The sequence below is a fragment of the Microbispora sp. NBRC 16548 genome, from assembly GCF_030268985.1.
Taxonomy (GTDB): Bacteria; Actinomycetota; Actinomycetes; order Streptosporangiales; family Streptosporangiaceae; genus Microbispora; species Microbispora catharanthi.
On sequence record NZ_BSSF01000006.1, the window covers coordinates 1 to 25,769 of the forward strand.

Genomic DNA, 25,769 nt, shown 5'->3' on the forward strand with positions numbered 1-25,769 from the left:
TGGTCATCCGGATCCTGGCCCTGACCTGCGTGATCTGGCACAACGACAGGACCGGTCAGCCGGTCAAACGGTCGCTGATCGCATACGACCACTGACCCAGCCGGAGGGCTTGGAATCAATCATCTAGGCGCAATCGGCGTTGTCCGGCGACGGCATTACAGTGGGGAAGCCCGCATCGCTGTGACGCGTTGTCCTTGGCGTATGTCCCCCGGCCGTGCCCTCCCCGGCGTGACGGCCGCCCATGTCCGTCCGGAGGTTTCCACAGATGACCATGACCGCCCTCGGAGAGCCCTCGGTGCTGCTCAAGTTAGGCGAGGTGGTTCTGAAGGGCCGGAACCGCGAGATCTTCGAGATGCGCCTGCGGGCGAACATCAAGCACGCTCTCAAGGGCCACCGGGTCGACATCCGCCAGCGGCACGGGGTGATCGCCCTGTTCCTGCCCCCGGGGACCGAAGTGGAGGAGGCCGAGACGGTGGCGGCCCGCGTGGCCGACGTGCCCGGGATCGTGCTGGTTCACCTCGCCTGGCGGGTGGCGAAGGACCCCGACTCGATCACCAAGGCCGCGATCGAGCTGATCGGGGACAGCGACGAGGTGGCCCGCAAGGCGCGCTTCGCCGTACGGTCGCGGCGTCGCGACAAGCGCTTCCCGCTGCGCTCCAACGAGCTGGATCGCGTGGTCGGCGGGGCGATCAACGACACCTACGGGCTGCCGGTCGACCTGAGCAACCCGGAACTGACCGTGCACATCGAGGTGGACAAGGACGAGGCGTTCCTGTTCACCGGGGGCAGGCCGGGCCAGGGCGGCCTGCCGGTCGGCTCCAGCGGCCGGGCGCTGGCGCTGCTGTCCGGCGGCATCGACTCCCCGGTCGCCGCCTACCGCATGATGCGGCGCGGCCTGCGGGTGGACTTCCTGCACTTCTCCGGCATCCCGTTCACCACCTCGGAGTCGATCTACAAGGCGTACGCGCTGGTGCGCAACCTGGACAAATTCCAGGGCAAGTCGCGGCTGTGGGTGGTGCCGTTCGGCAAGGCGCAGCAGTCGATCAGGAACTCCGGCCAGGACCGGCTCGCGGTGATCGCGCAGCGGCGGCTGATGCTCAAGACGGCCGAGGAGGTCGCCCACCGCATCCATGCCGAGGCGCTGGTCACCGGCGACAGCCTCGGCCAGGTCTCCTCGCAGACCCTGGCCAACATCACGGCCCAGGACCACGCCGTGGACCTGCCGATCCTGCGCCCGCTGATCGGCCTGGACAAGACCGAGATCATGGCCGAGGCCCGCCGGATCGGGACGCTGGAGATCTCCGAGCTGCCCGACGAGGACTGCTGCACGCTGCTCGCGCCCCGGCAGGCCGAGACCCGCGCGAAGATCGAGGACCTCAAGCAGATCGAGCGGCGCCTGGACGCCGAGGACCTCGCCGCCCAGCTGGCCGACTCGATCCAGCCGTACAAGCTCGACGTCTGAGACGGCGTTCGTCCTTCGGCCCCGCCGGGACCCGGGACCGCCTGACGCGGTTCCCGGGCCCCTGCGGACCCGGTTCGGGCGCGACGGGTTCGGGCGGGACGGGTTCAGGCGGGGATCGGGGACGCCGCCGTCGTCGCGGTGCGGCCCAGCAGCGGGGGGAAGTCGCGCATGACCGCCGCGAGGTCGTCCAGGTCCCCGTTCACCAGGGCCTGCGGGCCGTCGCACAGGGCCTGCTCGGGGTGGGGGTGGACGTCGACGATCAGGCCGTCGGCCCCGATCGCGACCGCGGCCCGCGACAGCGGCAGCACGAGGTCGCGCCGGCCGCCGGAGTGCGACGGGTCCACGATCACCGGCAGGTGCGACAGCCGCTGCACGACCGGGACCGCCGAGATGTCGAGCGTGTTGCGGGTGGCGGGCTCGTAGGTGCGGATGCCCCGCTCGCACAGCACGATGTCGAGGTTGCCGCGCTGGGCGACGTACTCGGCCGCCATCAGCCACTCCTCGATGGTCGCCGTCATGCCCCGCTTCAGCATGACCGGCTTGCCCGCCGCGCCCACGGCCTGCAGCAGCGCGAAGTTCTGCGCGTTGCGGGTGCCGACCTGCAGCATGTCGGCGTACGACGCCACGAGCGCCACGTCGTGGGCGTCCACGACCTCGGTGACGATCGGCAGCCCGGTCTGCTCGCGCACGTCGGCCAGGATCCGCAGGCCCTCCTCGCCCAGTCCCTGGAAGGCGTACGGCGAGGTGCGCGGCTTGTAGGCGCCGCCGCGCAGCAGCGTCGCGCCCGCCGCCTTGGCCATCAGCGCGGCCTCCAGCGTCTGCTCCGGCGTCTCGACCGCGCACGGGCCCGCGATGAGAGTGACGGTGTCCGGGCCGATCGGCACGCCGCGCACGGTCACCGCGGAGCGTTGGGGATGGTTCTCCCTGCTCACGAGCTTGTACGGCGTGGAGACCCGCACGACGTCCGCGACGCCCGGCATGGCGCGCAGGTTCAGTGTGGCGAACTGCTCGACGTCGCCGATGAGGCCGACGATCGTACGGTTCACGCCGCGGCTCGCGAACGCCTCCCCGCCCGCCGCCGCAACGAGCTCGACGATCGTCTCGACGTCGTCCTGCGTGGCCTCGGGCGTCAACGTGATCACCATGACGGGGGCGGCGCGGAAGCCCCGACCCGCTCCGGGGAGGTGGGCATCAGGAGTAGGTCGCTATGGACCTGCAAGGCGGCGTCTGACCTGGGGGCGGCCGGGACGATCTCCGGGCTGAAGACCTCCTGAATGTAGAGGATCGGCTCGGACTCGAGACAGATCAGGTACTCGCGGTAGGCGCAGTGGCGATCGAGGTCTGACCACGCATCGTGCCATACGGTGCCGTGGTTGAGGATCCGCCGATGATGGCCGGGCACGTGCTGGGCCAGAATATGCCCCAGGGGGACGTCGTCCGCTTCAGATATCGCCGCCACAATCGGATGGCGGGAAGGAACCATGATCACCGTGTTCAGCGAAACGGCCTCCCCTGTCGCCCTGACCAACTGCGAGCGTCGCACGATGGCGTGGTCTTCGCTGGAGAGTTTGAGATGGGCGGAGACGTGGGGGGCCAACGCCGAGGCGGCCTCATCGTGCTGACGTAGCACGCGCACTTTCAAGGGCTCGCCGAGCAGGCACGTCAGAATCCGGGTCGTGGATCCATCGTGTTGTAAAACCATGCGCGTTAACGCATGTGAGGAGACATCCATAGCACTCGCTAGTCAGAGGAGAATTGAAGTTGACTCATGTTTACAACCATTGTAAAGACTGTTTGCGAGCCTAGGGAAGATTGCTTGTGGTCCTCCAGCGATCTGCTCTCGCTGTCACCAATTTGTGATTCGCCCGGTGAACCGAGGATCCGACGCGGCGCTGTAGAGCGTGATCTGTAAGGAGTTCGGCCGGGGCTGTGGGGCTCCGAGACAGCTCAACGGGCCATCACGGTCGCGACGACTGACGCGACCTCGCCCGCGAAGACCGCGCGGTCCTCGCCGCTGCGATCAAAACGACCCGGGGTTCTTCCCGCTGGCAGCCTTCACGAGCTGCTGTGCCCGCGCGCACAGCTCCTCACGGACGTAGGTCGGCCCGCTGAACCCATCCGCATGGGAGATGAGAAATCGCTCGGTGACCTGCTTTCGGGCAGGGGCCGTACGGCTGCGCTGAAACTCGGGCTCGGCCGCCAGCTCGGGGGCCAGCTCATCAATCCGGGCGTACAGCTCGCGGTACTTGTCCCCGGCCAGCTCCTCGGCCCGGTCACACGCGGCACTGATGATCCGCCATGAGGACCAACCGCGGTTGGTCTCGCCCGGCATGGCCGCCTCGCCGACCCGCCGCCGAGCAGTCGCCTTGGCCGCCCGGAACTCGGGATCGGCCAACAGGGCGTCGACCAGTTCGGCGAGCTGCGCGCGCTCCTGGTCGGTGTGCTGCTCGTCTTCGTCGTCCTCGTCGTAGTCCTTGCGCGATGACTGCGCGTTCGCCAGTTGCTGCCACTCGGTGTACCAGGCCGCGCGGTCCTGCCAGACGTGCACGATCCCGTTCGCCGCGAACGCGACACTCAGATGGCCGATCTGCCCCTTGCGCCTGGCCAGGTGTGCGGGCGGTTCGCTGACCTCGTGCTCGTCGTCGGCGGGATCGAACGGGTTGGCCCGCAGGTAGAGCAGACCGCCGCCGTGCTTGCAGGCGATGTCCAGGAAGGCCGGCAGGTCGAGCTCGGCTGGCCCGAGACAGACCTCTGATCCGAGATCGGTTTCCGGCACCGCCGGAACCAGCGTCATCGCCGCCTGGTCGGCGAGCTGCCGGACAGTCCCGGCCAGCTTGGCAAGGTCATCCACGAGCCGCTACCGTAGCCGCCGGCACCGACATCTAGCCTCGCTCATGGAGCTGACCAAGGCATGCTTGGCGGTTTCGTAGAGTGTCCGGGTGGGTCCTTCCAGCACGGCTTGTACACCGACTGGCAGCTCTGACCTGCGGGTCAGGGACTCTTGATTGCTGATTGTCCGGCTGGACGGATCTGCCCGGCGCATGTTGCATCCCTGTTTGGGAACTCGCGGCCATCCCCTCGGCTCTCCTGCGCGACCTGCCCCGCATCCGACAGCGAGGTGCCGCCTGCGCAGGGCAAGGTCGCTGGCACGCGCTGACCTCACCTGCCCGCCGGGAGCCTCGGCCTGCGCTCGATCGCTCCCGCAGTCCTCGTCATGCCGGGCCGAACCGCTCATCGGCGGGCTGCTGGCGCGACTGAGCGGCGGCGCGCAGGGCCGCGGCCACCTGCGGGTGGATCTCGAAGGTGGTGTGCAACCCGGTCAGCTCCAGCACCTGGGTCAGATGCGGCCCGGCCCCGGCCAGCATGAGCCGGGTTCCCGTATTGCGGCTGCGCCGCCACGCCTCCACCAGCTCAGCCAACCCGGCGGAGTCCCAGAACACCAGATCCGACACGTCCACGATCAGCACCGGGACGTCTGCGAGCTGCCTCAGCTGGGTGCGCAGGAGCGGGGCTGAGGCGTCTGTCAGCTGACCGGCGGCACGGACCACGGTGACACCGGCGTCCTGGCCGACGGTGACTGTGAAGGTCGGCCCTGGACTGGGTGTCATCGGGAACTCCTTATGCCTGCGGGGATCAGGGCAGGCGATCTGGACGACTCCATCCGAAATCGTCCACTCAACCTATGCCCCTCCCGTCAACGTCAACCTGGTTTTGTCGGCGAGAACCGACAGCACCCGCCTGTGACGGCCTGTCCTTGTCGCTGAGTTTTGACAGCACCCCCGTACGGCCCGAGAGCGTCTTCGCTGCCCTTGCCGAGTTCATCCGCGAGCTCATCGTCGACGGCACCCGCGAGGGCCTGGCCGCCGCCCGTGCCCGCGGCCGGGTCAGCGGGCACCCCACCGTCGTCCACCCCGACCTGCTACGCGCGGCCCGGGACATGCTTCCCAACCCCGAGCACTCCATCACGTCCATCGCCAGACTGCTTGGCGTCTCCCCCGGCACGCTCTATAACCACATCCCCGATCTGAAAGAACTCCGGGCCGCGGCCACCTCGCGTCAGCTCCCTCCGGGGCGGGGATTCCCGGACAGGGCCGGGGGTTAGACCAGAGCGCCCGCGGAGGCCTGGTGAGGTGAGGTGTCAACGTTTGGGGCGTTTGGTGCGTCTGTTCACCAAGGAGGTCATGGTGGAAATTCCGAACGGTTTGGAGGATTTGCCTCTGGAGTTGCTACTGATCCAGGCCCTGCACGAGGAAGCCGAACGGCTGACCGGAAGGACCGTCCCGCGCTGGAGCGCGCAAGAGTCAGCAAAGGTGCTCAGGTCGGCAGATGCCAACGGTGGAAGACCCGCTCGTCGGCACCGGGGAAAGCCGTGGCCTGTACCCCGAAGATGACCCACAGGTCGACGGCCTCACCGGCCGATCTCGAATCCCGGAGCGGCGGTAGAAGGCATCCCGGCCCGGGTGGGACAGGCAGGCGCTCCCTTGAGGAGACTTTCCCGTCCCCGCGTGATTCCTGATCATGGCGGCATGAGCGAGGGACAGATCCGGTACGGAAGGAAGAGCCGTTGAGCCGGCCGCCGCAGGGGGATGAGCATCCCGTGCTGAAGGTGTTCGCCGCCTACGACCGGCTCCAGGAGCAGCTTCAGCAGCGCTACGGCGAAGACGACACCCGGGCCCGGCTGCTGCTGATCGGGACGGTGGCGGTCGTGGTCCTGGTCGCGGTGATAGTCGTGGCCGGGGTGTTGTGGCTGGTGCTCGGGCTGATCGGTGCTGTGGTCACAACCGCCGCGAGCGGGCTGAACAGGGTCGCTGCCTCCGATGTCTTGGCGGTCGTCACCCGGCCGGTCCGCGCGTACTTGAGCGCGCACGCCGCTGGACTGCCCGCCACCCCGGAGGCGCTGTGGCAGGTGTGGGCGCTGGCCGGGCCGTGCCTGTGGCTGCTGGGGCTGTTTCGCGGCTGGGCCGCGCGCCTGGCCTGGATCCTGTACGGCGCGGCCACCGTGGGCATGGTCTACGCCGGCAGCCCGCCCACCGGCCAAGCCCTGTCCGGTGGGCTGACCGTGCTGGTGTGGGCGGTGCTGTCGCTGCCGGTGCTCGCCGGCGTCGGCCGCCGCCCCCGCACGGTCATCCACGTGTCCGCCCCGTCTGGGACGAGCGAGAGCGCCGTGGCGATGATGCGCGACCAGGTGACCGAGCTGCACAGCCGCCTGGAGCGGATGGAGCGGGCCGGCGATGAGCTGGCCATCCGGCGGTCGTCGGCCGACGACGATTGAGTTCCTCGCCGCCTACAGATCGACGCTCTCGCAGCCGGTGGTGGGCTGTGGTCATGCGACAGAGTGGGAGACACGGCCGCCCTAGGCAACGCGCCCTGCTCGGGGTCGGTCACCGTTCATCGAGCTGGTCCAGGTCCCGCTGTTCGGATTCCAGAACCGCCTCGTAGGCACCACGATCCCACCAGCGCGCCAGAGCCAGGTTGAAGAGGCGATGAAGGTCATCGGGCGCTAAGGCGTCGACCTCGACTTGCACCAGACGCCCATGCGCAGCGGTGAAGGCGGCGGCGCGTGAGTCGGTGGCCTTGCCGGGCTGTGGCGGCAGATCGAACTGGGCGATCTGGTCGGCGGTCAGGGCGACACGCTCCGTGTGCATCCAGCAGCCGGTGCGGACCACGAAGTCACGCTCGATGTCCTCACCCGAGCTGTCGAAATCCCCCGCGTACAACAAGTTTGCCGGACGTCCGGCACGCTGAGCATCGCGGCGCACCAGGTCGGCAATGGTCTGCGAGCCGTAGCCACGCAGCGCGACGACCGGAAGACCGAACTCGTCGTACCAGGCGGCGAGCTGAGCGACCAGAGCGTCCTTCTCGACGCCGAGATAGATCGCCGCTGGTTGCCCGGCGGTGCGGTCCCGCCGATAGACCTGCCGCAGCCACGCCCGGGCGTCGGTGACGTCGGTGAAGGACAACGGCCGGGCTATGCGGCGGCCATGGTCGGCCAGATCCGGGAAGGTGCCCGCCCGGCGGGCGCCGGCGGTGAGCGCTGACAGCCTCTTGTAGGACGAGACGGTGTTGGGGATCACACTGGCAGCGACCAGGCGGTAGAAGACCTGCCGCAACGTCACGGGCTCGGCGTACCCCTCCACGACCGCCCGCGCTTTGTCCAGCACTGAGGACCAGGCCAACCTCGCCACCGCCATCACCGCCTATCGCCGCAGGTCAGGCGCTACAGGGACTAGTCCATATTCTCCCGCCGCAGGCGCAGGAAGCCGACCCGATCGCTCCTCAGTGGGGGCCGCCTGGCCCAGCTCCTGGCGTAATCGGGCGCTGGGGAGGATGACGCCCGCCGCTCACCGCGCTACCGGGGCTAATTGGGCAGGGCGCGCCGGCGTGCGCCGCTCGGCGGCCGGTCGGAGTCGTGGTGCTCGGGGTCGACGCGCTCAGCGGAGGCGTACGGGCGGCCGGGGGTGGCTATGACCTCGAACACGATCCGGCCTCCGCCGCTGCGGTGCCGGAGCCGGGTGGGGTCTCCGACCACCAGGTCGGGGCAGGCGCGCAGCCACGGCACGAGGATGGCCAGCACGTGTTCCACGGCGTCGGCGTCGGTCGCCCATCAGGCGGAGCTGTGCCATCAGACGCTCACCTCCCGCCGGGTGCGCTCGGTCGGTGCGCCGATCGCCTGGAGGACCCGGCGCGCGTCGAGCGCGTCGCCGAGGGCGCGGTGGCCACCGCCGAGCGGCAGCCATCGCCCGATCCGGGCCCAGGTGGAGCGTGCCCGCATCAGGCAGTCCCACCGGTCCGGGCCGGGCAGGTCCCGCACGTCGAGCCCCGCGACACGGTGCGTGGCCCTGACGGCGCCGGCGTCGAAGGGGGCGTTGTAGGCCAGGATTCGGCGGCCGTCCACCGCCTGGAGGAACGCGGGGCCGACCTCCTGCCAGGTCGGGGCGTCCTGGAGTTCGGCGTCGGTGATGCCGTGCACCGCCCGGGCGCCCGGCTCGATCGGCACGGTGCCGGGGTTGACCAGGGTGTTCAGCAGAGTCTCGCCGGTGCAGGCGTCGACGACGGCGATCTCGATGATGACGCCGTCCATGCCGGTGGTCTCGGTGTCCAGCACGACCGCGACGCCGGGGCGCAGGCACTCGCGGGCCCAGCGGATGACCTGCCCGACCGCGGTGGACAAGGTGATCTGGTCGGCGTACTTGCGGGCGCCGCGGTGCGCGGCGAGCGCTGCGGCCACCTCCGCCTTGGTCGGATGGCCGTCCTCCCGGATCTCCCAGTCGATCTCCCACCGGTCGCCGCCGTTCCAGTAGTGCGGCCACACCTCCACCGACCACTCGTGGCCGAGCTGGGCGCAGAACGCGCGGATGGCGTCCGCCCTCGCGATCGGCAACCGGGTGTGCTCCCGCAGCGGCGAGGGCTGACCGGGCCTTACCGCGCGTACAGCCTCCCAGTCCACGCCCGGCATGGCCAGCGCGTCCTCCAGGTCGCCGACCTGATACAGCGGCACCTCCACCGTCTTGCGGACGCCGACCTCGCGCGTCACGTGCAGAACAGGCCGGATCCACCCGGCGGCCACGACGTAGTCGAAGTCGCGGCGGCGGATCTCCATGTGCTGCGCGGCCTGCTCGGGTCCAAGCAGTTGCTCGCGGCGCACGCGCTCGATCAGGGCCTCGTCCTCGGTGAGGGCGGCGATGTCGGTGCGGGCCCACCGCCCGAACCTGCCCGCCGTCATGCCGCGTGCGGCGGCCACGCGCTCCAGGTCGCGCACGTGCCAGCCAAGCCAGCGCGCGGCGTCCTCGGCAGTGATCGAGTCGGCCAGCCACGCCTGCCGGTCGGCGACGATCCCGGTCAACGTGGCCAGCCCGTCCTCCTGGCCGACGAGCGCCACCAGCGCGCCCACGTCGTACAGGTCCCACTTCTTGTAGCAGTCCACGACCCGGGTCAGCCCGCGCTCCTCCAGGACCCGTACGTCGGCGTCGGTGACCTCCAACCCGGTCCGCTCCGCCAGCAGCTCGGCACAACGGCGCAGCCCCAGCGGCTGCGGCGGGATCGCCGCGCGGATCTCCTCGGCACGTGCGGCGAGCTGCTCGGCCAGCGCCCGGGTCCAGTACGGGGGCCGGTCCGGGGCGGGAATCACCTCGGCGTCGCGGCCCCGCCGGAGGTCGCCGTGGCCGATCCCGAGCATGGTCATCAGCTCGGACTCGTCCGCGTCGTCGGGAATCGCGGCCGTCAGCTCCTCCCGCCGGCCGAGCATCTCCGTCACCAGGCGAGCCGACCACCGCGGCGTCTTCATGTCGTAGGCGGGCAGGACGCCGGCGGCGAGCGCGCGGCCGAGCTGGCCCATGGTCCAGCCCAGCGCGGCGGCAAGCTCGGCGTGATCGTGGGCTCTCGTACGCGGCGGCGCGGGGCCGCTGCCCTGCTTAGTCGGCGAGGTCTGCGCTGTCATCGGTAGCCCTCTCGTCGTCGCAACCCCTGCCCCATCTGGGGCCGGTGAGGGCGACGGTACGGCAGCTCGACGACACTTTGCAATTTGCTCGGAAGTGGCGGTTTACCTGGGTAAATGAAGTTTGCAAACTAAGTTTCCGACTCGCCAATTCAGGCCGGGCTCAGGGCGCGGAGAGCAGCCGCACGCAGGACGTCGCCGGGTGTCGTGACCTGGTTAGCGAGGGCCTCGTACTCGGCGTACAGCGCGGGGTTGTTGCGGGCGGTGATGGCCTCGGGGTGCGAGTCGCGCCATGCGCGCAGCGCGGCGATCGCGGGAGCGCTAGTGTGCCAGCACCCGCAATACACCCATTCCGCGAGCTCAGCCGGCAGACGCATCGGGATCGCCTCCGGCCAGGACCGGTCACGACTGCCTGGCCAGCGGCCCGACCGCGGCGCCCCGGGCGGCGGGACCGGCCACGGATGATCCCATCCACGCTCGGCAAGCTCAGCACGCACCGCGTGGGTCATCAGGACATCGACGGAATCGCACAACTCCCCCGCCCGGCGTAGCTGGGCCAGGTGCGCGCGGGCCCGGGCCCGCAGCTGCGCCCGTGCCTCGGCCGTAGTCCCTTTCGCTGGTCGCCAGTGAGGCTCGGCGAGGATCTCCTGCCGCCGGGTCTTCTCCACGCGCAAACGGTCAGCCAGCCGCTGCCTGGTCCCGAACGCCACACGGACCTGAACAGGCGTTGCTCCCTTCATATACCTATCGTCCACCTGCAGAAAACAAGATTGCAAACATGTCTCCCAGGAGCGGCGGCCTGAGGGCAACCAGACCGGCCCTTGCCGTGCGCGGGTCCCGCATGGCAACGTTAGGGCTCATTCCGATCACCACTACACCCCGGCATGCCGGGCGTGGCGCACGGAATTAGGAGCGGCGCCGCGGCGTCGGTCCGTGGGCCCCGCAGTAGCGGGGATGCTCCCCACCTATGTGGGGGTAGAGCCCTTCTTCGGACAGGGCTCACATTGGCGTCTCCTCAACCTGCAAGGACGGGCCTATGTTCGATCCCCCGATCGATCTCAGTGACCTTCCCGGCTACCAGGCCGCGGCGAGCACGCGACCGGCCAGGACTGCGTTCCTCGGCCGCTGCTCCACCAAGGACAACCAGGATCCTCGCTCCTCGATCGCTGGGCAGCTCACCGAGGCGTCCGTGCTCCTGGCGCCCGGCGAGGCGTTCACCGCCTATTTCTGGGACGTGGAGTCGGGCATGCTTGGCCTGGACGACCGCAGCCAGGGCTCCGCTGACGATTACGGGCGGCTCGGAGTGCCCGTGCCCCGCGACGGCGGGCTGCGGGAGCTGCTGGAGTGGGTGGAGCGCGGTGAGCTCGACCGGGTGGTGTGCGAACGCATCAGTCGCGTCGCCCGCGACATGCTGCCCAGCCTTCAAGTCGAGTACCATCTGGCGTCCCGCGGTGTGACGCTGGAGTGCGCCAACGAGCCCCGCGGCGGAATGACCACTGGGCAGCTGGAGTTGCGCCGCACCGCGCAGGTCCGCGCTGAGATCTACCGCCACGAACTGCTGGAGCAGTCCATGCGCGGCCAACGCCAGCACGCCGCTGCCGGATACCGGCACGGCCCGCCCTGTTACGGCTACATCGCCGTCGTGGACCCGGATGCTCCTCCAGCCGCCAACAGGTTCGGCGGCGGCCGCCCCAAGATGCGCCTCGCCCTGCACCCCGACCAGCGCCGCGCCGACACCGTCAAGGAAGTGTTCCGGCTCCGCCGAGACGAACAGCTCCGGGATGGCGAGATCGCCCGCCTGTTAGCCACCGACCTTGACCGCTATCCGCTTGCCGACGGGCAGGTGTTGTGGGCGGCGCGGCGAGTCCGCAAGATGCTCGCACAGCCAAAGTACAGCGGCTATCAGGTGTTCAACAGATGCGCGGCCCGGACCAACCATAGCCGGATCAACCCCATTGCCGACTGGGTGTGGTCGCACCAGCAGGCCCATCCGGCGATCGTGCCGCTAGAGGAGTGGCATGAGACTCAGCGGGTGACCGCGCAGATGCGCGAGCGGCAAGCCCCCGGCTGGGAGCGAGTGCACACGGCCGCCGCCCAGCGCGGTATCCAACTCACGACGGTACGGCAGACCGACACCCACGTCCTCTACGATGCCAGCGGCCGCCAGTTCGTGCTGCCCCGCGGAGACCTGCCAGCCGCAACGGCCGACGAGGTCATCACGATCCTGGAGGCGGGCGCGTGACCGACAATAAACCCACGGCCGAACTCGCAACCAACGGGGACGCCATCGTCTTGCCGGCCATTCGGAGGGAACGGCGGTGGATCACACCGGCCGGTGCGCATGGCGTCGTCGTCCACGGCCGCACGCTGAGTGAACTCCAGGCCAGCGCGCGGCAGGCGCTGGCGCTGCGTTTCGGCACCCCAACTGCCCCGCCCGTGCAGGTGCGCCCGCAGTCCGCCGAACTCGACACCCTCGCCGAGGCGCGCCTGCGCTACGACACGGCCTTGCGCCACGCGGTGCAGACCCTGCGCGCAGACGGAACTTCCTGGACCGACATCGCGCAGGCCTGTCACGTCCGCATAGCGGACGCGCAGTCGTGCTTTGCCAAGACCCAGGCTGATGCGTCCGCAGCCCAGTGACCGGCCCTCGATGCAGAGCGCGCCAGGTCGGTCGGCGAACTGGTGGGCGACGTCGTGTCGGTACAGGGTGCCCCATCAGCGGGTCCGGCCGGAATACGGCAGAAAGGGGCCGCGGCGGTACGTTCCTGCTGGTCAGGGGGAGTATCGGTGGGGGCGCTCGCCGGTGCTCGCCGGGAGGCTAGAGAGGCCTTCGAGGAGGTTAAGCGCGCAAATTGGCGGTGGCGTTCGGATCCTGAATCTGGGTGCGCGCGGATTTGGAATGGTTTGCTGTGACGTGTGACAAGGGTGAACTGGGAACTCGAGCCTGGCGAGAAGATCGAAGAGTTCGTGGCAGCGATGCTGCTGCTGGATCACCCGCGAGGTAACCGGATCACTCCTGCGCGGGGGGACCGCGGCGTCGACATTCGCGTGCCCACCCCAGATGGCTACGACATCTACCAGGTCAAGCGGTACAACCGACCCTTGACGAGCGCACAGGTCCGAGATGTGGAGAAGTCCTGGAAGACCTTCGTCAGCCAGACGCTGCCCTATCTCCCGGTTCGGTCGTGGACGCTGGCGATGCCGTGGGACCCCACGAACACCCGCCTGGAATGGCTACAGCGCCTGACCGCGGGCACCGGGCTCGACATTCATTGGATGGGGCGCGCCTCCCTCGACGGCATGGCGGCCAGGCGGCCGTCGCTGGTGGACTACTACTTCGGTGACGGTGGCCAGCAGGTGAAGCGGCTGATGGCCGATGTCCTGCGGGGTGGCCGCGACCTTCCCGACGGCGAGGCGGGTCAGGATCTGCTGGAGGCGGTGGTCGACCGGTATGCGGCGTTGACGGCCGCGTTGAACGACGTCGACCCCTTCTACGACTACGAGTTCGCCATCCGGGTCGGTCGGGTGGCTGAGCTGTCGTGGGAGGACACCGTCCGGGAGGGCACCGGGGCCGCTTTCGTCCATTACCGGCAACTCACCGATGACCGCTACCTGGTGATGCGCCTGCTGGCCTTGTCAGCCGAGTCGCAGTGGCTGCGGCCGATCACCGCCGAGGTCACGCTGGAGGCCGCGGCAGGCTCACGGGAGCAGCAGGCACTGGAGGAGTTCATCGCCTACGGGGTGCCCTTCGAAGGTATCTCCGGCACCGTGACCCGGCTATCCGGGCCGGCGGGTCCGTCGCCCGCAGCCGATGCCGGGCAACTCGCCTTCATCGTGGTCGCCGAGCCGGATCCGGAACGGCCGGATTTGGAGGTGCGGCTGCTCGGACGCGACGGGACGGTCCTGCATACGCTGGACCTGGTGGAGGTGCGGGCCTCGCGCGGGTTGGAAGGGCCGGGGTTCTGGCTCAGCGGCACCGACCCCAGCGGTATCGCGCAGTTCCAGTTCCTGCTCAACGGAGCCGATCGGCGCGAGGTGTTTCGGCTGGATGTCAGCTCGCCCTCCGGCAAGACCCCGGCCGAGGTGCTGCCCGCGATGCGGCTGCTGGCCGACCTGGCCCCGGACACGGCTCTAGTGCTGGCAGTGCGGGAGGGCAGGGCATTCTCGCCGGTGTGGCAGCCCGAGCCCGATGCCGTGCAGGCCTGGGCTGCGCAGCAGGTGCTCTTGCTGGAGGCGTTGAAGGAGATCCAGAAGCACAGCCTCCGACGGGTCGTGGTGCCACCTCTGGAGACCAGCCCGGCACAGGGACTGGCCGAGTTGCTGCTGCTGGGCCGCCTGCTGAGGGGCGAGACGGTCGAGGTCACGTGGACAGAGGTGGAGACCCGGATCGGCGACGGCGCCGCGCTGCCAGCGCAGGAGTTCAGCTTCGTGGATGTCGGGCTGTTGCAGGCGCGATTAGGTGACCGGGTCATCGATCTTGGGATGAAGCGGCAGGTGTTCTATCGCGCCGCCCGTGTCGCCGACCCGGCCGAGGCCGCCTCGGCGCAAGTCGGCGACACCGTCAGGCTCATTCCGGGCACCAGCAACCAGGCATTCATCACCGCGATTTCCGCCGCGCCGGAGGCTCCGACCGCTATCGCAGATAGTGAGTGATTATCTGCGATAGCGTCGATGCCGTCCTGGGAGAACACCCCCGCCGCGGCGCCGGTGACTCCCGTTGCTTATCTGCGATAGACCCGGGAGGGGCCCCGTGGGGTCGGTCCACCGCCTGCAACAACCGTCGTCCGCTCCGCTGCTGGGCGCGGCGGCAGGCGCGTTCCTCGCCCAGGTTGCCAACGTCAACACGGCCCGCGCGTACAGCATCGCGCTGCGCGTTCTGGCCCTCGAGTTCGGCGAGCGCGCGCCGCTGGCCGAGCTGGAGGGAGCGCTATGCCAACGCGGCGAGGTGCAGGGATCCGCGTGCCTGCGGCGACGGCGCGCGGCGGTCGCGACTTCCTCGAACACCCTGCAACACAGCCCCCTTCCGGCTACGGTGAGTATCGGCGAGGCCGCCAAGTTGCATAGCAACTCGACGGCCCTGTTGTGCGGGTAACGTCTCAGCACCTACCCGGCGGTGGGCGCTCCAGAGGGTTGGCAACCTCTTCAGAAGAGCGGCAACCGCAGTGAGCAGGGACATCCCCGAATACCCCATGTCCACCGGGCTACGTTCCTGGTGGAGTGGCATCCATAAGTCGCAGCTCTTTCGAGAGCAGCGGCGCCGGCCAGGTGCTGAGACGTTACGTCTGCCCCTGGACGAGCGAGGGCACCGAGCTGGTGACAGCTCGACGGCCTGGTGAGCAGTGACGAGAGCCGGCGACCTGGTATAGGTCCCCGGCTCTCGACGTTCGGCCGTCCGGGTGGTCGCTGCCGGCTCGCCTGCCAAGACGGAGTGGGTCCTCTGGTACCGAGACCGTTGCGGTTACGTGCGCGTTGCTTCTTCTCCCGTCCGTGAAGCTGACGGTGAAGAGCGGAGCGGTTCCGTGTCGGTGCCTGCCAATACCGTCAAGGCCGGCGCACTCTCGATCGCGGCGAGGGCACTTCAGATGAGTGTGACTGTGCATGGAACGCCTGGCTGGAGCCTATGCGGATCAGGCGGTGGAAAATACGGGTCGAGTGCTCGACGCAGGGCCTTCCATGAGGAACAGGCTGCGCGAGCGCTTAGCATCCAGGACGACAGCTCAGGAGAGATCATCTGCGATAACGCGCTGTGAGAGAGCGGGGCGGCGGTTCGTTGTCCTGCCCAGCTCCGGCGCAGCGGCCATCGCCAGGGTAGGCCGGAGTGCAGATTCTTCACACGTGCCTCGATGGGGAACCGGACACCAGGGATGGATCGACGGCGAGCGCCTGCCATAGCCGGGAGTCGGTGAGGGCCGGGACGCGAAGATGACAGGGGAAGATCACTTCAGGGGAATAAGGGACTCCGACGAGATACAAGCCGGCGGCGAGTGCGGCAGCGCCTCCAGGGGAGGAGTCTTCCATGGCGATGGCGTCGCCAGGCTCGACGTTCATGGCGGCACACGCCACCCGATAGGCGTTCGGTGCCGGTTTGGGTATTCCAGCCAGGTCGCTCCCCACGATGGCTGTGAAAGCGGTGAGGTCGAAGAAGTCACTCAGGTGGGCTATGACAACGGTCGTCGGGGCATTGGAGGCCACTGCTAACGGCCGGGTTCCGGCGAGCGCGTCGACGAGTTCGACGGCGCCGGGCATCGGCGCCAGCCGACTTCCCAGGTGCTCACGCATCAGCTCGTAGGCCTGGCGGCCCAGTTCGTGGGGTGAGGCCGGGTGGTCGAGTAGATCAGCGAGTCGCTGCCCCAGGGGAGCCAGCTCCAGACCAACGAAACTGCGCCGGTCGGCTGGGGCGAGCGGGACGCCGTACCGGGCAAAGAGCGCAGTGTACGCGTCGTCCCAGGCCGTTTGGGTGTTGACAAGCAAACCGTCGCAGTCGAAGACGACGGCGGCGCCGGGTGCGGGCGCGCAGCGGTTGAGGGTGGGCTGATGCACGGGTATCCCTCATGGTCGGGTCGCGGTTGGGTGTGACGTCAGCAGAATGCCGGTCTGCCCGGTGAGTAGGCCGGGGTGCTCACGGAACAGCGCCAGGAGGTAGTTCGCTGTCGTGCGGGTGCCGGTCGGTATCGGCAGATGGCCGAGTTCGTCGGTCGATGCCCAGCGGAACGGGTGCTCGGCGCGGCCCCCCAGGTCGCCGGAGTGGTCGTCCAGCGCGACATATTGGTGGTCTTCGTGAATGTGCGGTTCGGAAAGATGACCGTCCGCCGCTACGGGCATCCGAACGATCCACCAGGGGCTCGCGATGCGGGGGTGGGGGTATCCCTGGGGCAATTGCAGGCTTGGGGCCGTCAGCAGGCGGGGGGTCCGCCCGGTCTCTTCAAGAGTTTCGCGTACAGCAGCATCCGATGGCATTTCGTCTTCGACATGACCTCCGGGAATCATCCAATCGCCGAGGCGGGGGTGTTTGATCAGCCCGAGCAACCAGTCATGGTTGCGGTGGGCGAACAGGTACACCGAGGCGGTCAGATGAACGGTGGGCATCTACGCTCCCTGATCTGCGGCTCGGGCGTTGGCCGCGGCATGGCGGTGGGCTCGAGGACGTGAACTGCCAGTTGGCGGTGGTGCCCGCCAGGTTCCCGCTGGCCGGGGTGCCGGAGGCCTGATCCGCGAGCAGACGAGCGTGAATTCGGAGTGTGGTGGGCAGGCCCCATTAGCGCAAGCAGCGGCTGGGACGAGGTCCAGTGTCGGGAGAGGTCATGCGGCCAGGCGCATGGACCGGACTTGTTCGTGGAAGTCCAGCACGTCGGACAGGGTGGGGTAGCGACGGCGCAAATCCTCATCGAGCTGGCGGAGCCGCCCGGTGACGGCGGTGACCAGCCGGTCGCTGGAGAGGGCTTGGCGGCCGACGTCGACGGCCGCGCTTGGCTCTCCCAAAGCGGCGTGTGCCAGGGCCAGGTCGAGCTGAGCGATGGCCAGACGGGTGGGGGCGCTGATCGCCCGGTAGTGCTCGATCGCGTCACCGGCTGCCTTTTGGGCCTGGTTGGGATCGTCTAGCCAGATGTAGGAGGAGGCGTCGTAAGACAGGATCCGCACTGCATCGACCGAGAACAGCCCCGAGGTGGCGGCCGGCAGCTGGTCTTGGTAGGCGTGGGCGAGGTCAGCGGCGACGGTGAAGCCTTCGGCGTTGCCGAGCATTGCGTGAGCCCGGGCGATCTGAGCCGTCATGCGGATGGCGGCGGGGCCGTTGCGAGGCGCGACCGCGAGGCCGCGGGTGGCGGCGGCCAGCGCATCCAGGGGTCGTTTGCTGTACAGGGCATGGGTGGCTAGGACATCTTCCGCCCAGGCGCATACCTCCGGGGCGTCAGCCTGCTGGCCGTGGGTCTTAGCGTCGGCGGCGAAGGCTTCGACGGCCGCCTGGTTGCCCAGATCGTGCGAGAGCCAGGCCAGCACGACTGACAGCATGCCGGCGCATCGGGCGACCTCGCGCCCCTCGCGCAGGGTGTGGCGCCGGTGGTGCAGGAGCTCGAAGGCCTGGTGGCGATAGTGAGCGGCTTGGGGCCACAGCTGGCGTGGGGTGTAGGTGGAGTAGGTGACGCCGAGGCGATGCACGGCCAGATCGAGGTCGCTGATCTGCGCTTGGTCGAGATCGGAGGTGGTGGCCTGGCGGGCATAAGCGGTCGCGGTCTCAGCGGCGGCCGTCAGTAGCGGAATCAAGGTTCCGGTACCGATGATGGTCAGGGCAGCTCGTCGGTTCGTAGGATCACCTGCTAGAGCGGGCGGCGCGGGCGGCGGCGCTGGATGGGCAAAAGAACGAGCCCCCGGGTCGAGGGCCGATGGGCTGGATAGGCCGAGGTCTGCGGGAGTGAGCGTGCAGGCGCATAATCGGCTCAGCGTCGCGGCGATAATCTCCGGCAGGGGCGGGCGGGGCTGCTCTCCGGAGCTGACCCAGTGGCCGATGCGGGTCCGGTCAGGACACAGATCTGGCCGACCGCATGCCGCGGCGGTGTCCCGTAGTTCGCGTGCCAGGATGGCGTAGCTGACCTGTGCTTGCTCAATCCAGTAGCCGAGCTGTGCGTTCCGGCTTCTGCGCGCCGACCGGGTGCTCACAGCGAGTCCTTTCCGCTGGGGGGAGTGCGGTTCAGGAGCGTCTTGCTTCACGGTAACGACCTGCGTAGGGCAGGGGAAGGCGCGCCGGGCATGCGCCACAATGTGCCGTGGCGTGCGCCACAGCAAGAGCTGATCGGTTCCGCGACGATTCGCCACATAAACGGATCTAGCCCCGCCACGGGCTCGTGGGGTGTGCTCATAGGGCGTCGGCTTCCCCTGTCGTCGACAGGGTGGCTCCCGCCGCTTCGGGGAGCGGCGGCCTGAAGCCGGCGCCGGGCCCGCTACCGACACCGGGACCGAGCTCGTCTCCCAACGCGAGGGGATGGTGGTCAGCGCTCATGCCCGCAACCTGTGCCGGTCAGCAGATCGACACCCTCCTATGCGACGTCGGCGACGTGATCATTACGTTTGATCCCGCTGTTGCCGCCACCATCGAGACCCGGCACGAGCTGGCGGCCGGGACGCTGCTGCCCATCGCGCTGAAGTCCGAGCCGGCTCGGCTCGCGATGAAAGGCGCGATCGACCACGAGGAGTGGCGGCGCGCGGTAACGCAGCTGGTGGGTGAGGCGGCAATCACCGACTGGCTCGCCTACCACGGCGACCGTAACGACAAGGTCATCGCCCACCTCAAGAGCGTCCGCGACCAAGGGGTGCGCATCGTTCTGCTGTCGAATGCCACCAGCCGCCTGTGGGACGACCTGTCCTTCCACGGTCTCAACGACCTGGCCGACACGGTGCTGTGCTCGGCCGATATCTGCCAGGTCAAACCGGACCCTGAGTGCTACCTGTACGCCGCCGAGCGGGCCGGGTTCGCCCTGGAACGCGCCCTGTATATCGACGACACCCCTTCCTGGGTGAGCGCGGGCGTTGCGATGGGCCTGAACGGGCACCTGTTCCGCTCCGCCGAGCTCCTGGGTGAGCACCTGGCCTCCTTGGGGCTGCTGCCATGACGGGCCTAGCCGAAGCCCCCGGCGAGCTGGCGGTGAGCGTCATCGTCGCCTCCGGCCGGGAGAACGGCTGCCAGCGCCTGGTGCGGGCAGTGCACCAGCAGTTCGAACAGGTCGGCGAGGAAGCCTACGAGATCGTGCTGGTCATCGATGGCTGCCCCCGCTACCGCTGGTTGGAGGCGGCCGACGCCCGGGTGCGGGCGATCGTGCTGCCGCAGCCGGTGGGTATAGCCCGGGCCCGCAACGCCGGGATCGAGGCCGCGCGCGGCCACCTGCTGGCGTTCTTGGACGATGACTGCGTCCCGGCCGACACCTGGGTGGCCGCGCTGCTGCGGATGAGCCGCGACTACCCCAAGCAGGTGGCCTTCGGCGGCAAAGTGATCGGAACCGACCGGGTGAACCTGTATGCGCAGCTGCGGGACCGCGTCTACTACTACGAGACGTTCGGCCCGTGGTACACGGACGCCGGCTCGCGCACGGATGTGCTCGGCTCGCCGTATGTCAACGGCGGCAACAGCGCCTACCGGCGCGAGGCGCTGACCGGGGCGGGCGGGTTCGACCCGCTGCTTCCCGCCTACAGCGACGTAGAGGTCGGCCGCCGCCTTGACCTGGCGCGGCGCGCGGTGCTGAGCCCGCAGATGGCCATCCACCATGACCACCCCAGCCGCTTCAGCAGCTACATGCTGCGCTGCTGGCGCAGCGGGCGGGCCAGGGGGCTGCTGTGGGCGCGCCGCGGCTACGTCCAGGACCGCCCGGCGGCTGTCCTGGGTGCGATCGCCCGCAACATCGTGTGGCACAACGCCGCCCGCCGGCGGCGCCGGATCACCGCCTCCCCGCTGCGGGTGGTTGCGGTACTGACCTGTCAGGAGGTTGTGCATGGACTGGGGTACGGGCACGCGCTTATCGATAACCTCGGCCGCCGCCGGCGTGCTGGCCGCCGCTCTGATGGCGCGCCGGGCACTGGAGTGGCGGCAGATTTGCCGTAGCCGCTCCTGGGACCAGCCTGCGCCGCCGCCGCCCGAGCCGGGTGCCGGCGCCGAGCCGCGGGTGGTGTGCATCGTGCCGCTGTACTTGGAGCAGGACCTGGTCGCCGAGACGGTGCGGTTCTGGCACGAGCTGGCCCAGCAGAATCTGGTCGACCAGGTGCTGCTGGTGACCACCGCCAAGGAACGGTCTGAAAGGGAGACCACGACGCGGGATCTGGTCGATGCGGAGCTTCGGCGTCGGGGCACCGGCGGCGACCGGATCACTCTGCTGCACTGTGAGCAGGTCACCCGGTATCGGGCAGCGCAACTCAATCTCGCCGTCGAGTGGGCCCGCGCTCGCTTCCTGAGGGAGGGCAGCCAGGAGACGGCGATGATCTGGATCGGCGTCTACAACGCCGACTCCCGGCCGGAGAAGAGCACCTTCACCGAGCTGCGTGGCCGGATCGCGGCCGAACCCAGCACCCGAATCTTCCAGCAGCTGGTCGACTACGTGGTCCCCGAGCGCGGCCGCCCCGACCCGGTGGCAGTAGGCAACGCGCTGCTACAGACCTGGTGGACCCTGTCGCACTACGTGGGCCGCAACCGGCGCGGATATCCCGGCACCACGGTGTGGTCGCGCACCAGCCCGTACTCCACCTTCGGCCATGGTGAATTCGTCCGGCTGGATTTCCTGGACGACATCGGCGGCTTCCCGGACTTCGCCTACGCTGACGGGCTGCTGCTGGGCTGGATCGGCAGGCTGATGGTCGAGCCGATCGGGCTGCTGGCCAGCCGGGACGTGGCTGAAGTGCCGCGCTCGGCCGCGGACCTGATCACCCAGCAGACTGCGTGGATGCGTGGGCTGCTGAATTTCCCCACCACCGTAGACTGGTGCCGCCGCCAGGGGCTGCTGCGCCTGCCGAAGCACGAGGTATGGCTGTTGCGCGCCCAGCACCTGGCCATCCCGCTGTCGTGGGGCCTGAGCACCGCGGCGGTTATGGCCGCCCTAGCCGCGCTGGCGCGTCAGATAGGACGCGGGCAAACCAGTGCGTACGATCTTGCAATCCTGGCAGGATTGGCGGCCTACCCGGCAATCCCGGCCCTGGCGCCCGTGGCGGATCCCCACCGCGAGATAAGCCGCGGCCGGCGGGTGCTGGGAGCGGTGAGGTCCTGGCCGCTCGAAGGTCTGGCGTTCTGGCCGGCCCTGGGCAGCCACCTGCAACGCAGCCAGCGAGCCCCGGCGAAGACCCCGCGGTAGGAGGTGGACGGTGTCGGCCGACGACGACCGCAATGCGCTGCTGGCCAAGGCTCTGGCCAGCGTGGCCGACGGGGCCAGCGCGCGGTGGTGCGGTGACGGCTACCGGTTTTCGACGGTGGGCGGCGGCACCCAGGCCACCGTCTGGCACGGACAGCCGACACAGGCCGAGGCGCCGGAGGTCGCCGTGCGGCTGACCCCCAAGCCGGTCGAGCTGATCGACCGGATCGCCCGCCTCATCGATGCCGTCGACGCCGTGGAACGCCCCGAAACCCTGGCGGTGGCCCGGCTGCAAAGCGGCGGCCGCACCTGGACAGTCCATGTGTGCACCTGGATCGGCAAGGGAACGGCCGACCGCAGCGACCCCTACGGCCTCGGCCAGGACATCGCCCGGCTGCACCAGCAGCTAGCCCGCGCGGGAAACGACTTCGCCGACCGCAAGCTGACCTTCGAGCGCGGCCCGGTCCCTCCGGCCGACCAAGAACTGCCGGCCTGGTACGTGGCCCGGCACCTGTGGCGCGACCGGATCTTCCCGCGGTTCGCCGACCATCAGGCGCAACTGCGGCCCCAACCGATTCACGGGGACCTGCACTGGGACAACGTCGTCGCGGGAAGCAGCGGCGGATTCGGCTTTATCGACTTCGACAAAGTGATGCACGCCCCTCCGGTGTTCGATCTCGCCAAACTGATCGCCACCGGTTTCTTCAGAATATCCAGCTCTACCGGAACCGCTGTCTTCCGGCAATCGCGCGCGACGGATCTGCTGGCCGGATATCAAAGCATCCGGCCACTGAGCGCCGCCGAGATCGCCGCGCTGGAAGGCTTCGCGCTTATCTTGAACGAGGAGACCGCCCGGCTCGGGCACCTCTACGACGTGGCGACCTACCGCGAGCAGGCGGATGCGGTCGGCAGTTGGTGGACCATCCGCCGCCGCCGCAAGCCGAGCGACCCCTTGGGTATCCGCACGGCCAGCCGCACGCCCAACGCGCCACCACGGCCTGCCGTTCAGCAGCTGCCGTTCTTTCCCGACCCTAACAACTGACCTTTTCGTAAAGCATCACCCGCGATCCCCGCTGTCACCGCAGGGGAAATGAGCCGCGTGGTCTGTTCACGCCGCTGTTTTTCGCCTGCGCGAATCACAGACATCGCTTGCGATGCCGGGATGGAGTGCCGTGCGCACCGTGCTTGTCGGATGCGGAAACCATGGCGGTCAGACGCTGCTGCCCGCCGCCTGTTCCGCCGGAATCAGCATCGCCGCGCTGGTCGATCGCGACATCGACCGCGCCCGTGAGCTCGCCCGCCTGTGGCTGATACCGCAGGTGTACGGCTCGATCACCGACGTCGACGCCTCAACCTTCGACGCCGTAATCCTCGCGCTGCCGATCGCCGCCCAGGTCGAGCACGCCAGCTGGGCGCTGCACCATCACCTGCACACCTTTGTCGAAAAGCCGCCCGCCCCGGACCTGGTACGGCTGAATGCCCTGGTGCAGCAGGCCCAGCGCGCCGGCGTGGCGTGCTGCGTCGGCATGAACTTCCGCTGGGCGGAGGGCGTGGGCAAGCTCCTGGCCGCGCTGGAATCGGGCCAGTACGGGCAGGTCAGCTACGCACGGGTGGATCACATCGCGCGCAAGCCGGTGCAGTCGTTCAGCCCCGACCTGTCAATGGAGGCGAGCCTGTTCGCCGCCCAGGGAATCCATGCCATCGACCTGGGCCAACTGCTGCTGCCGGGCAAGAGCACGATCTCCGGGCAGATGGTCGCCGTCAACCGGGGCCGTCTGTGTGCGCTGGTCGGACAGGATCCCGAAACCGGCACCCGCCTGGAGATCCAGTTCGGCAGCTGCGCGGCGGGCTTCTATCACCAGGTGCAGGTGATCACCACTACCGGTGACCTGCTGCAGCTACGCAACCTCTCCGAATTGGTGCATCTGCCCAACGGCGGCGACGAGCACGTCAAGGAGTACCCCGGCGCCCGGGTGCTGTGGCGCAGTTCCCCGATCACGGGCGGATACGCCGCAGCCGGCTACGGCCCTGAGCTGGCCGCGTTCCTGGAGCGGGCGGGCGGTGGCGCCCCACGCCACCTAGCCAGCGTGAGCGACCTGCTGCCGGTCTACCAGGCATTCGACGCGCTGCTGCAGGACGGAGGCCTGGCGTGGACGGCGTAACCGGCACCTACCTGCAGCGGGCAATAGCCGACGGCGGCACCGGCAACGCCGAGATCGTCCGCGAGCTGGAGAGCCGCTTCACCGACCTGTTCGGCCTGCCGTACGGCCTGTGCGTCTCCAGCGGCACCGCCGCGCTGATCTGCGCGCTGCGCGCCCTCGGCGTGCGCCCCCGTGACAGGGTCGCACTGTCGGTACTGGGCCCGGCGATGACCGGCCTGGCCGTTGCCGCCGTCGGCGCCGAGCCGGTGTTCATCGACAGCGCGGCGCCCACCTCCTTCGGCTTGGACGCCGCAGCCTTGGCCGCAGCCGCCGGCCAGGGAGTGGCCGCCGCAATCGTGGTGCCCATGTGGGGGTACTGGGATGAGGACGCCACCGCCCTGGCCGGCCTGCGCGCGGCAGGGGTGCCGGTCATCGTCGACGCCGCCCAGGCCCCGTTCCTGCGCTTGCACACCGGCTGGAGCGATCTAGCCGACGTGGTGTGCCTCAGCCTGCATGGTCGTAAACCGATCAAGGCTGGCGAAGGCGGGATCTGCCTGACCGGTCAGGCGCATGTGGCCGAGAAGATCGCGGCGATGCGGAGCTTCGGCCAGCGCTCTGCCTTCACCGGCAACCGGCTAGACCCGACAGGGTCGTTCGCACACCGGTTCGGCACCAACTTCAAGATCAACGCTTTGGGCGCCGGATGGTGCCTGGCCCAAATGGACATCGTTGAGCACATTCGCCAGCGCCACACCCAGCTGCGGGTGCTGGCCTGCTCAGCTCTCGATGCCACCGGCGTGGACTGGAGCGAGGCCCGGCAGGCACCCGAAGTGGACGAGCACGGCCGCTACGGCATCGTCGCACTGTGCGCCACCCCTGCCGACGCCCAGCGCATGGCGGCATCCCTGGCGGCCACCGGAATCGAGGTGGACACCACACGCTACGGGTACGCGCCGATGGACCAGGCCCCGTTCTTTACCCGAACGGCTAGCGGCCTCAGCGGGGGCCCCTACCCGAACGCCCACCGGCTCACCACCACGGCGGTGGCCTGCCGCCTTGAGACCTTTGCTCCCCACCTACCCACAGGAGCGTGACACCGTGAAGATCGGCATCATCGGGATGGGCCACGTCGGCTCCACCATGCACGCCTTACTGGCCAACCACGCCGACCTCGTCACCTACGACGTGGCCGACGGCGCACCCTACCCACACGAAGAGCTCGCCGGCTGCGACTTCGCCATCGTGTGCGTCAACACCCCAAGCGGCCCGGACGGCACCTGCGACATCACCTGTGTCCGCGAGGCGATCAAGCAACTGCCCACCGTCAAGGTCCTGCTGAAGTCCACCGTCGCACCGGGCACCACAGACCGGCTGATCGCCGAGACCGGCAAGGAGATCTGCTTCAGTCCCGAGTACGTCGGCGAGAGTACCTACTACAACCCGGTCTGCTCGGACGCCGCCGCGATGCCTTTCGTCATCCTCGGCGGCCGGCCCGCCACCCGGGCATGGTTCCTCGACGCGCTCCTGCCCGTCTTGGGCCCCACCAAGATCTACTTTCAGTGCGCCGCCGTCGACGCCGAAGCGGTGAAGTATATGGAGAACGCGTTCTTCGCCACGAAGATCACCTTCGTCAACGAGTTCCGGCGCATCTGCCAGGCCCTGGGTGCCGACTGGCACACAGTGCGCGAGGGCTGGCTGCTGGACCCGCGGGTCGAGCCGTCGCACACCGCGGTTTTCACCGCTGATCCCGGCTTCGGCGGTAAGTGCTTGCCCAAGGACACCCGCGCGATCGTGGCCGCGGCCCAGCAGGCGGGCTTCCAGCCGCACCTGCTGGCCGAGGTCCTGGCCAGCAACGACCGCTTCCGCACACCCGCCTGAGACGAGCGCACTTCCGTCCTCCGAGGCGGGTCGGC

At 69.1% G+C, this 25,769-nt stretch carries 25 protein-coding genes; 14 read left to right on the forward strand and 11 right to left on the reverse strand.

The genetic code is table 11. The features are described from left to right. The first annotated feature begins 265 nt into the window (after positions 1-265). On the forward strand, positions 266-1,462 hold the full coding sequence (thiI, locus tag QSK36_RS17260) for a tRNA uracil 4-sulfurtransferase ThiI (protein WP_285783098.1): 1,197 nt from the start codon (positions 266-268) through the stop codon (positions 1,460-1,462). Between the two features lie 104 nt (positions 1,463-1,566). On the opposite strand, the gene aroF is transcribed toward thiI, so the two are convergent. The 4 genes from aroF to QSK36_RS17280 all read right to left on the reverse strand — a co-directional run bounded on the left by aroF (position 1,567) and on the right by QSK36_RS17280 (position 5,070). Continuing rightward, the gene (aroF, locus tag QSK36_RS17265) at positions 1,567-2,607 is read right to left on the reverse strand and encodes a 3-deoxy-7-phosphoheptulonate synthase (RefSeq protein WP_285783099.1); all 1,041 of its coding nucleotides are present in this window, start codon (positions 2,605-2,607) and stop codon (positions 1,567-1,569) included. Then, positions 2,601-3,164, reverse strand: a complete 564-nt coding sequence (locus QSK36_RS17270; protein ID WP_285783100.1) for a chorismate--pyruvate lyase family protein — start codon at positions 3,162-3,164, stop codon at positions 2,601-2,603. Before QSK36_RS17270 ends, aroF begins: the two co-directional genes overlap by 7 nt. Positions 3,165-3,482: 318 nt before the next feature. After that, positions 3,483-4,313: a hypothetical protein gene (locus QSK36_RS17275; protein ID WP_285783101.1), complete on the reverse strand. Its 831-nt coding sequence runs from the start codon at positions 4,311-4,313 to the stop codon at positions 3,483-3,485. Positions 4,314-4,674: 361 nt separating this feature from the next. Continuing rightward, entirely contained in the window at positions 4,675-5,070 is a 396-nt protein-coding gene (locus tag QSK36_RS17280) for an STAS domain-containing protein (protein WP_285783102.1), read from the reverse strand. A gap of 146 nt (positions 5,071-5,216) precedes the next feature. On the opposite strand from QSK36_RS17280, the gene QSK36_RS17285 reads away from it, so the two are divergent. Both QSK36_RS17285 and QSK36_RS17290 read left to right on the forward strand, forming a co-directional pair. Beyond that, a complete protein-coding gene (locus tag QSK36_RS17285) occupies positions 5,217-5,564 on the forward strand; it encodes a serine integrase family protein (RefSeq protein ID WP_285783103.1) in 348 nt (115 codons plus the stop codon). Between the two features lie 495 nt (positions 5,565-6,059). Further along, the gene (locus QSK36_RS17290; protein ID WP_285783104.1) at positions 6,060-6,734 is read left to right on the forward strand and encodes a hypothetical protein; all 675 of its coding nucleotides are present in this window, start codon (positions 6,060-6,062) and stop codon (positions 6,732-6,734) included. Positions 6,735-6,843: 109 nt separating this feature from the next. Here the strand turns inward: QSK36_RS17290 and QSK36_RS17295 are convergent, their stop codons facing one another. The 4 genes from QSK36_RS17295 to QSK36_RS17310 all read right to left on the reverse strand — a co-directional run bounded on the left by QSK36_RS17295 (position 6,844) and on the right by QSK36_RS17310 (position 10,273). Continuing rightward, complete coding sequence (locus QSK36_RS17295) at positions 6,844-7,623, reverse strand: hypothetical protein (protein WP_285783105.1); 780 nt, start codon at positions 7,621-7,623, stop codon at positions 6,844-6,846. A 197-nt stretch (positions 7,624-7,820) separates the two neighbouring features. Further along, entirely contained in the window at positions 7,821-8,045 is a 225-nt protein-coding gene (locus QSK36_RS17300) for a hypothetical protein (protein WP_285783106.1), read from the reverse strand. A gap of 39 nt (positions 8,046-8,084) precedes the next feature. Next, positions 8,085-9,899, reverse strand: a complete 1,815-nt coding sequence (locus tag QSK36_RS17305) for a 3'-5' exonuclease (RefSeq protein ID WP_285783107.1) — start codon at positions 9,897-9,899, stop codon at positions 8,085-8,087. Between the two features lie 149 nt (positions 9,900-10,048). Continuing rightward, positions 10,049-10,273 carry a hypothetical protein gene (locus QSK36_RS17310; RefSeq protein WP_285783108.1) on the reverse strand — a complete coding sequence of 75 codons (225 nt, stop codon included), beginning with the start codon at positions 10,271-10,273 and terminating at the stop codon, positions 10,049-10,051. Between the two features lie 659 nt (positions 10,274-10,932). Here QSK36_RS17310 and QSK36_RS17315 point away from each other — a divergent pair. The 4 genes from QSK36_RS17315 to QSK36_RS17330 all read left to right on the forward strand — a co-directional run bounded on the left by QSK36_RS17315 (position 10,933) and on the right by QSK36_RS17330 (position 14,988). Beyond that, positions 10,933-12,138: a recombinase family protein gene (locus tag QSK36_RS17315; protein WP_285783109.1), complete on the forward strand. Its 1,206-nt coding sequence runs from the start codon at positions 10,933-10,935 to the stop codon at positions 12,136-12,138. Beyond that, positions 12,135-12,536, forward strand: a complete 402-nt coding sequence (locus QSK36_RS17320) for a hypothetical protein (RefSeq protein WP_285783110.1) — start codon at positions 12,135-12,137, stop codon at positions 12,534-12,536. The genes QSK36_RS17315 and QSK36_RS17320 overlap by 4 nt, the downstream gene beginning before the upstream one ends. A 285-nt stretch (positions 12,537-12,821) precedes the next feature. Then, entirely contained in the window at positions 12,822-14,549 is a 1,728-nt protein-coding gene (locus QSK36_RS17325) for a PDDEXK family nuclease (protein ID WP_285783111.1), read from the forward strand. Positions 14,550-14,646: 97 nt separating this feature from the next. Next, complete coding sequence (locus QSK36_RS17330) at positions 14,647-14,988, forward strand: hypothetical protein (protein WP_285783112.1); 342 nt, start codon at positions 14,647-14,649, stop codon at positions 14,986-14,988. A gap of 737 nt (positions 14,989-15,725) precedes the next feature. Here QSK36_RS17330 and QSK36_RS17335 read toward each other — a convergent pair. From QSK36_RS17335 to QSK36_RS17345, 3 genes are all read right to left on the reverse strand, one after another. After that, on the reverse strand, positions 15,726-16,436 hold the full coding sequence (locus QSK36_RS17335; protein ID WP_285783113.1) for an HAD family hydrolase: 711 nt from the start codon (positions 16,434-16,436) through the stop codon (positions 15,726-15,728). A gap of 9 nt (positions 16,437-16,445) precedes the next feature. Continuing rightward, complete coding sequence (locus QSK36_RS17340) at positions 16,446-16,982, reverse strand: NUDIX domain-containing protein (protein ID WP_285783114.1); 537 nt, start codon at positions 16,980-16,982, stop codon at positions 16,446-16,448. 213 nt (positions 16,983-17,195) lie between these two features. Continuing rightward, complete coding sequence (locus QSK36_RS17345; protein ID WP_285783115.1) at positions 17,196-18,548, reverse strand: NsdA family TPR-like regulatory protein; 1,353 nt, start codon at positions 18,546-18,548, stop codon at positions 17,196-17,198. A gap of 338 nt (positions 18,549-18,886) precedes the next feature. Here QSK36_RS17345 and QSK36_RS17350 point away from each other — a divergent pair, with 338 nt between their 5' ends. The 7 genes from QSK36_RS17350 to QSK36_RS17380 all read left to right on the forward strand — a co-directional run bounded on the left by QSK36_RS17350 (position 18,887) and on the right by QSK36_RS17380 (position 25,734). Next, complete coding sequence (locus tag QSK36_RS17350) at positions 18,887-19,498, forward strand: HAD-IA family hydrolase (protein WP_285783116.1); 612 nt, start codon at positions 18,887-18,889, stop codon at positions 19,496-19,498. A 32-nt stretch (positions 19,499-19,530) separates the two neighbouring features. Then, positions 19,531-20,481, forward strand: a complete 951-nt coding sequence (locus tag QSK36_RS17355; protein ID WP_285783117.1) for a glycosyltransferase family 2 protein — start codon at positions 19,531-19,533, stop codon at positions 20,479-20,481. Then, entirely contained in the window at positions 20,372-21,718 is a 1,347-nt protein-coding gene (locus QSK36_RS17360) for a glycosyltransferase family protein (protein ID WP_285783118.1), read from the forward strand. The genes QSK36_RS17355 and QSK36_RS17360 overlap by 110 nt, the downstream gene beginning before the upstream one ends. Positions 21,719-21,728: 10 nt before the next feature. Next, on the forward strand, positions 21,729-22,757 hold the full coding sequence (locus tag QSK36_RS17365) for a phosphotransferase enzyme family protein (RefSeq protein WP_285783119.1): 1,029 nt from the start codon (positions 21,729-21,731) through the stop codon (positions 22,755-22,757). Between the two features lie 130 nt (positions 22,758-22,887). Continuing rightward, positions 22,888-23,877, forward strand: coding sequence for a Gfo/Idh/MocA family protein (locus QSK36_RS17370; RefSeq protein ID WP_285783120.1), 990 nt, complete (start codon positions 22,888-22,890; stop codon positions 23,875-23,877). Next, entirely contained in the window at positions 23,865-24,950 is a 1,086-nt protein-coding gene (locus QSK36_RS17375; RefSeq protein WP_285783121.1) for a DegT/DnrJ/EryC1/StrS family aminotransferase, read from the forward strand. The genes QSK36_RS17370 and QSK36_RS17375 overlap by 13 nt, the downstream gene beginning before the upstream one ends. 4 nt (positions 24,951-24,954) lie before the next feature. Then, positions 24,955-25,734 carry a Rossmann-fold NAD(P)-binding domain-containing protein gene (locus QSK36_RS17380; RefSeq protein WP_285783122.1) on the forward strand — a complete coding sequence of 260 codons (780 nt, stop codon included), beginning with the start codon at positions 24,955-24,957 and terminating at the stop codon, positions 25,732-25,734. The last annotated feature ends 35 nt before the right edge of the window (positions 25,735-25,769 follow it).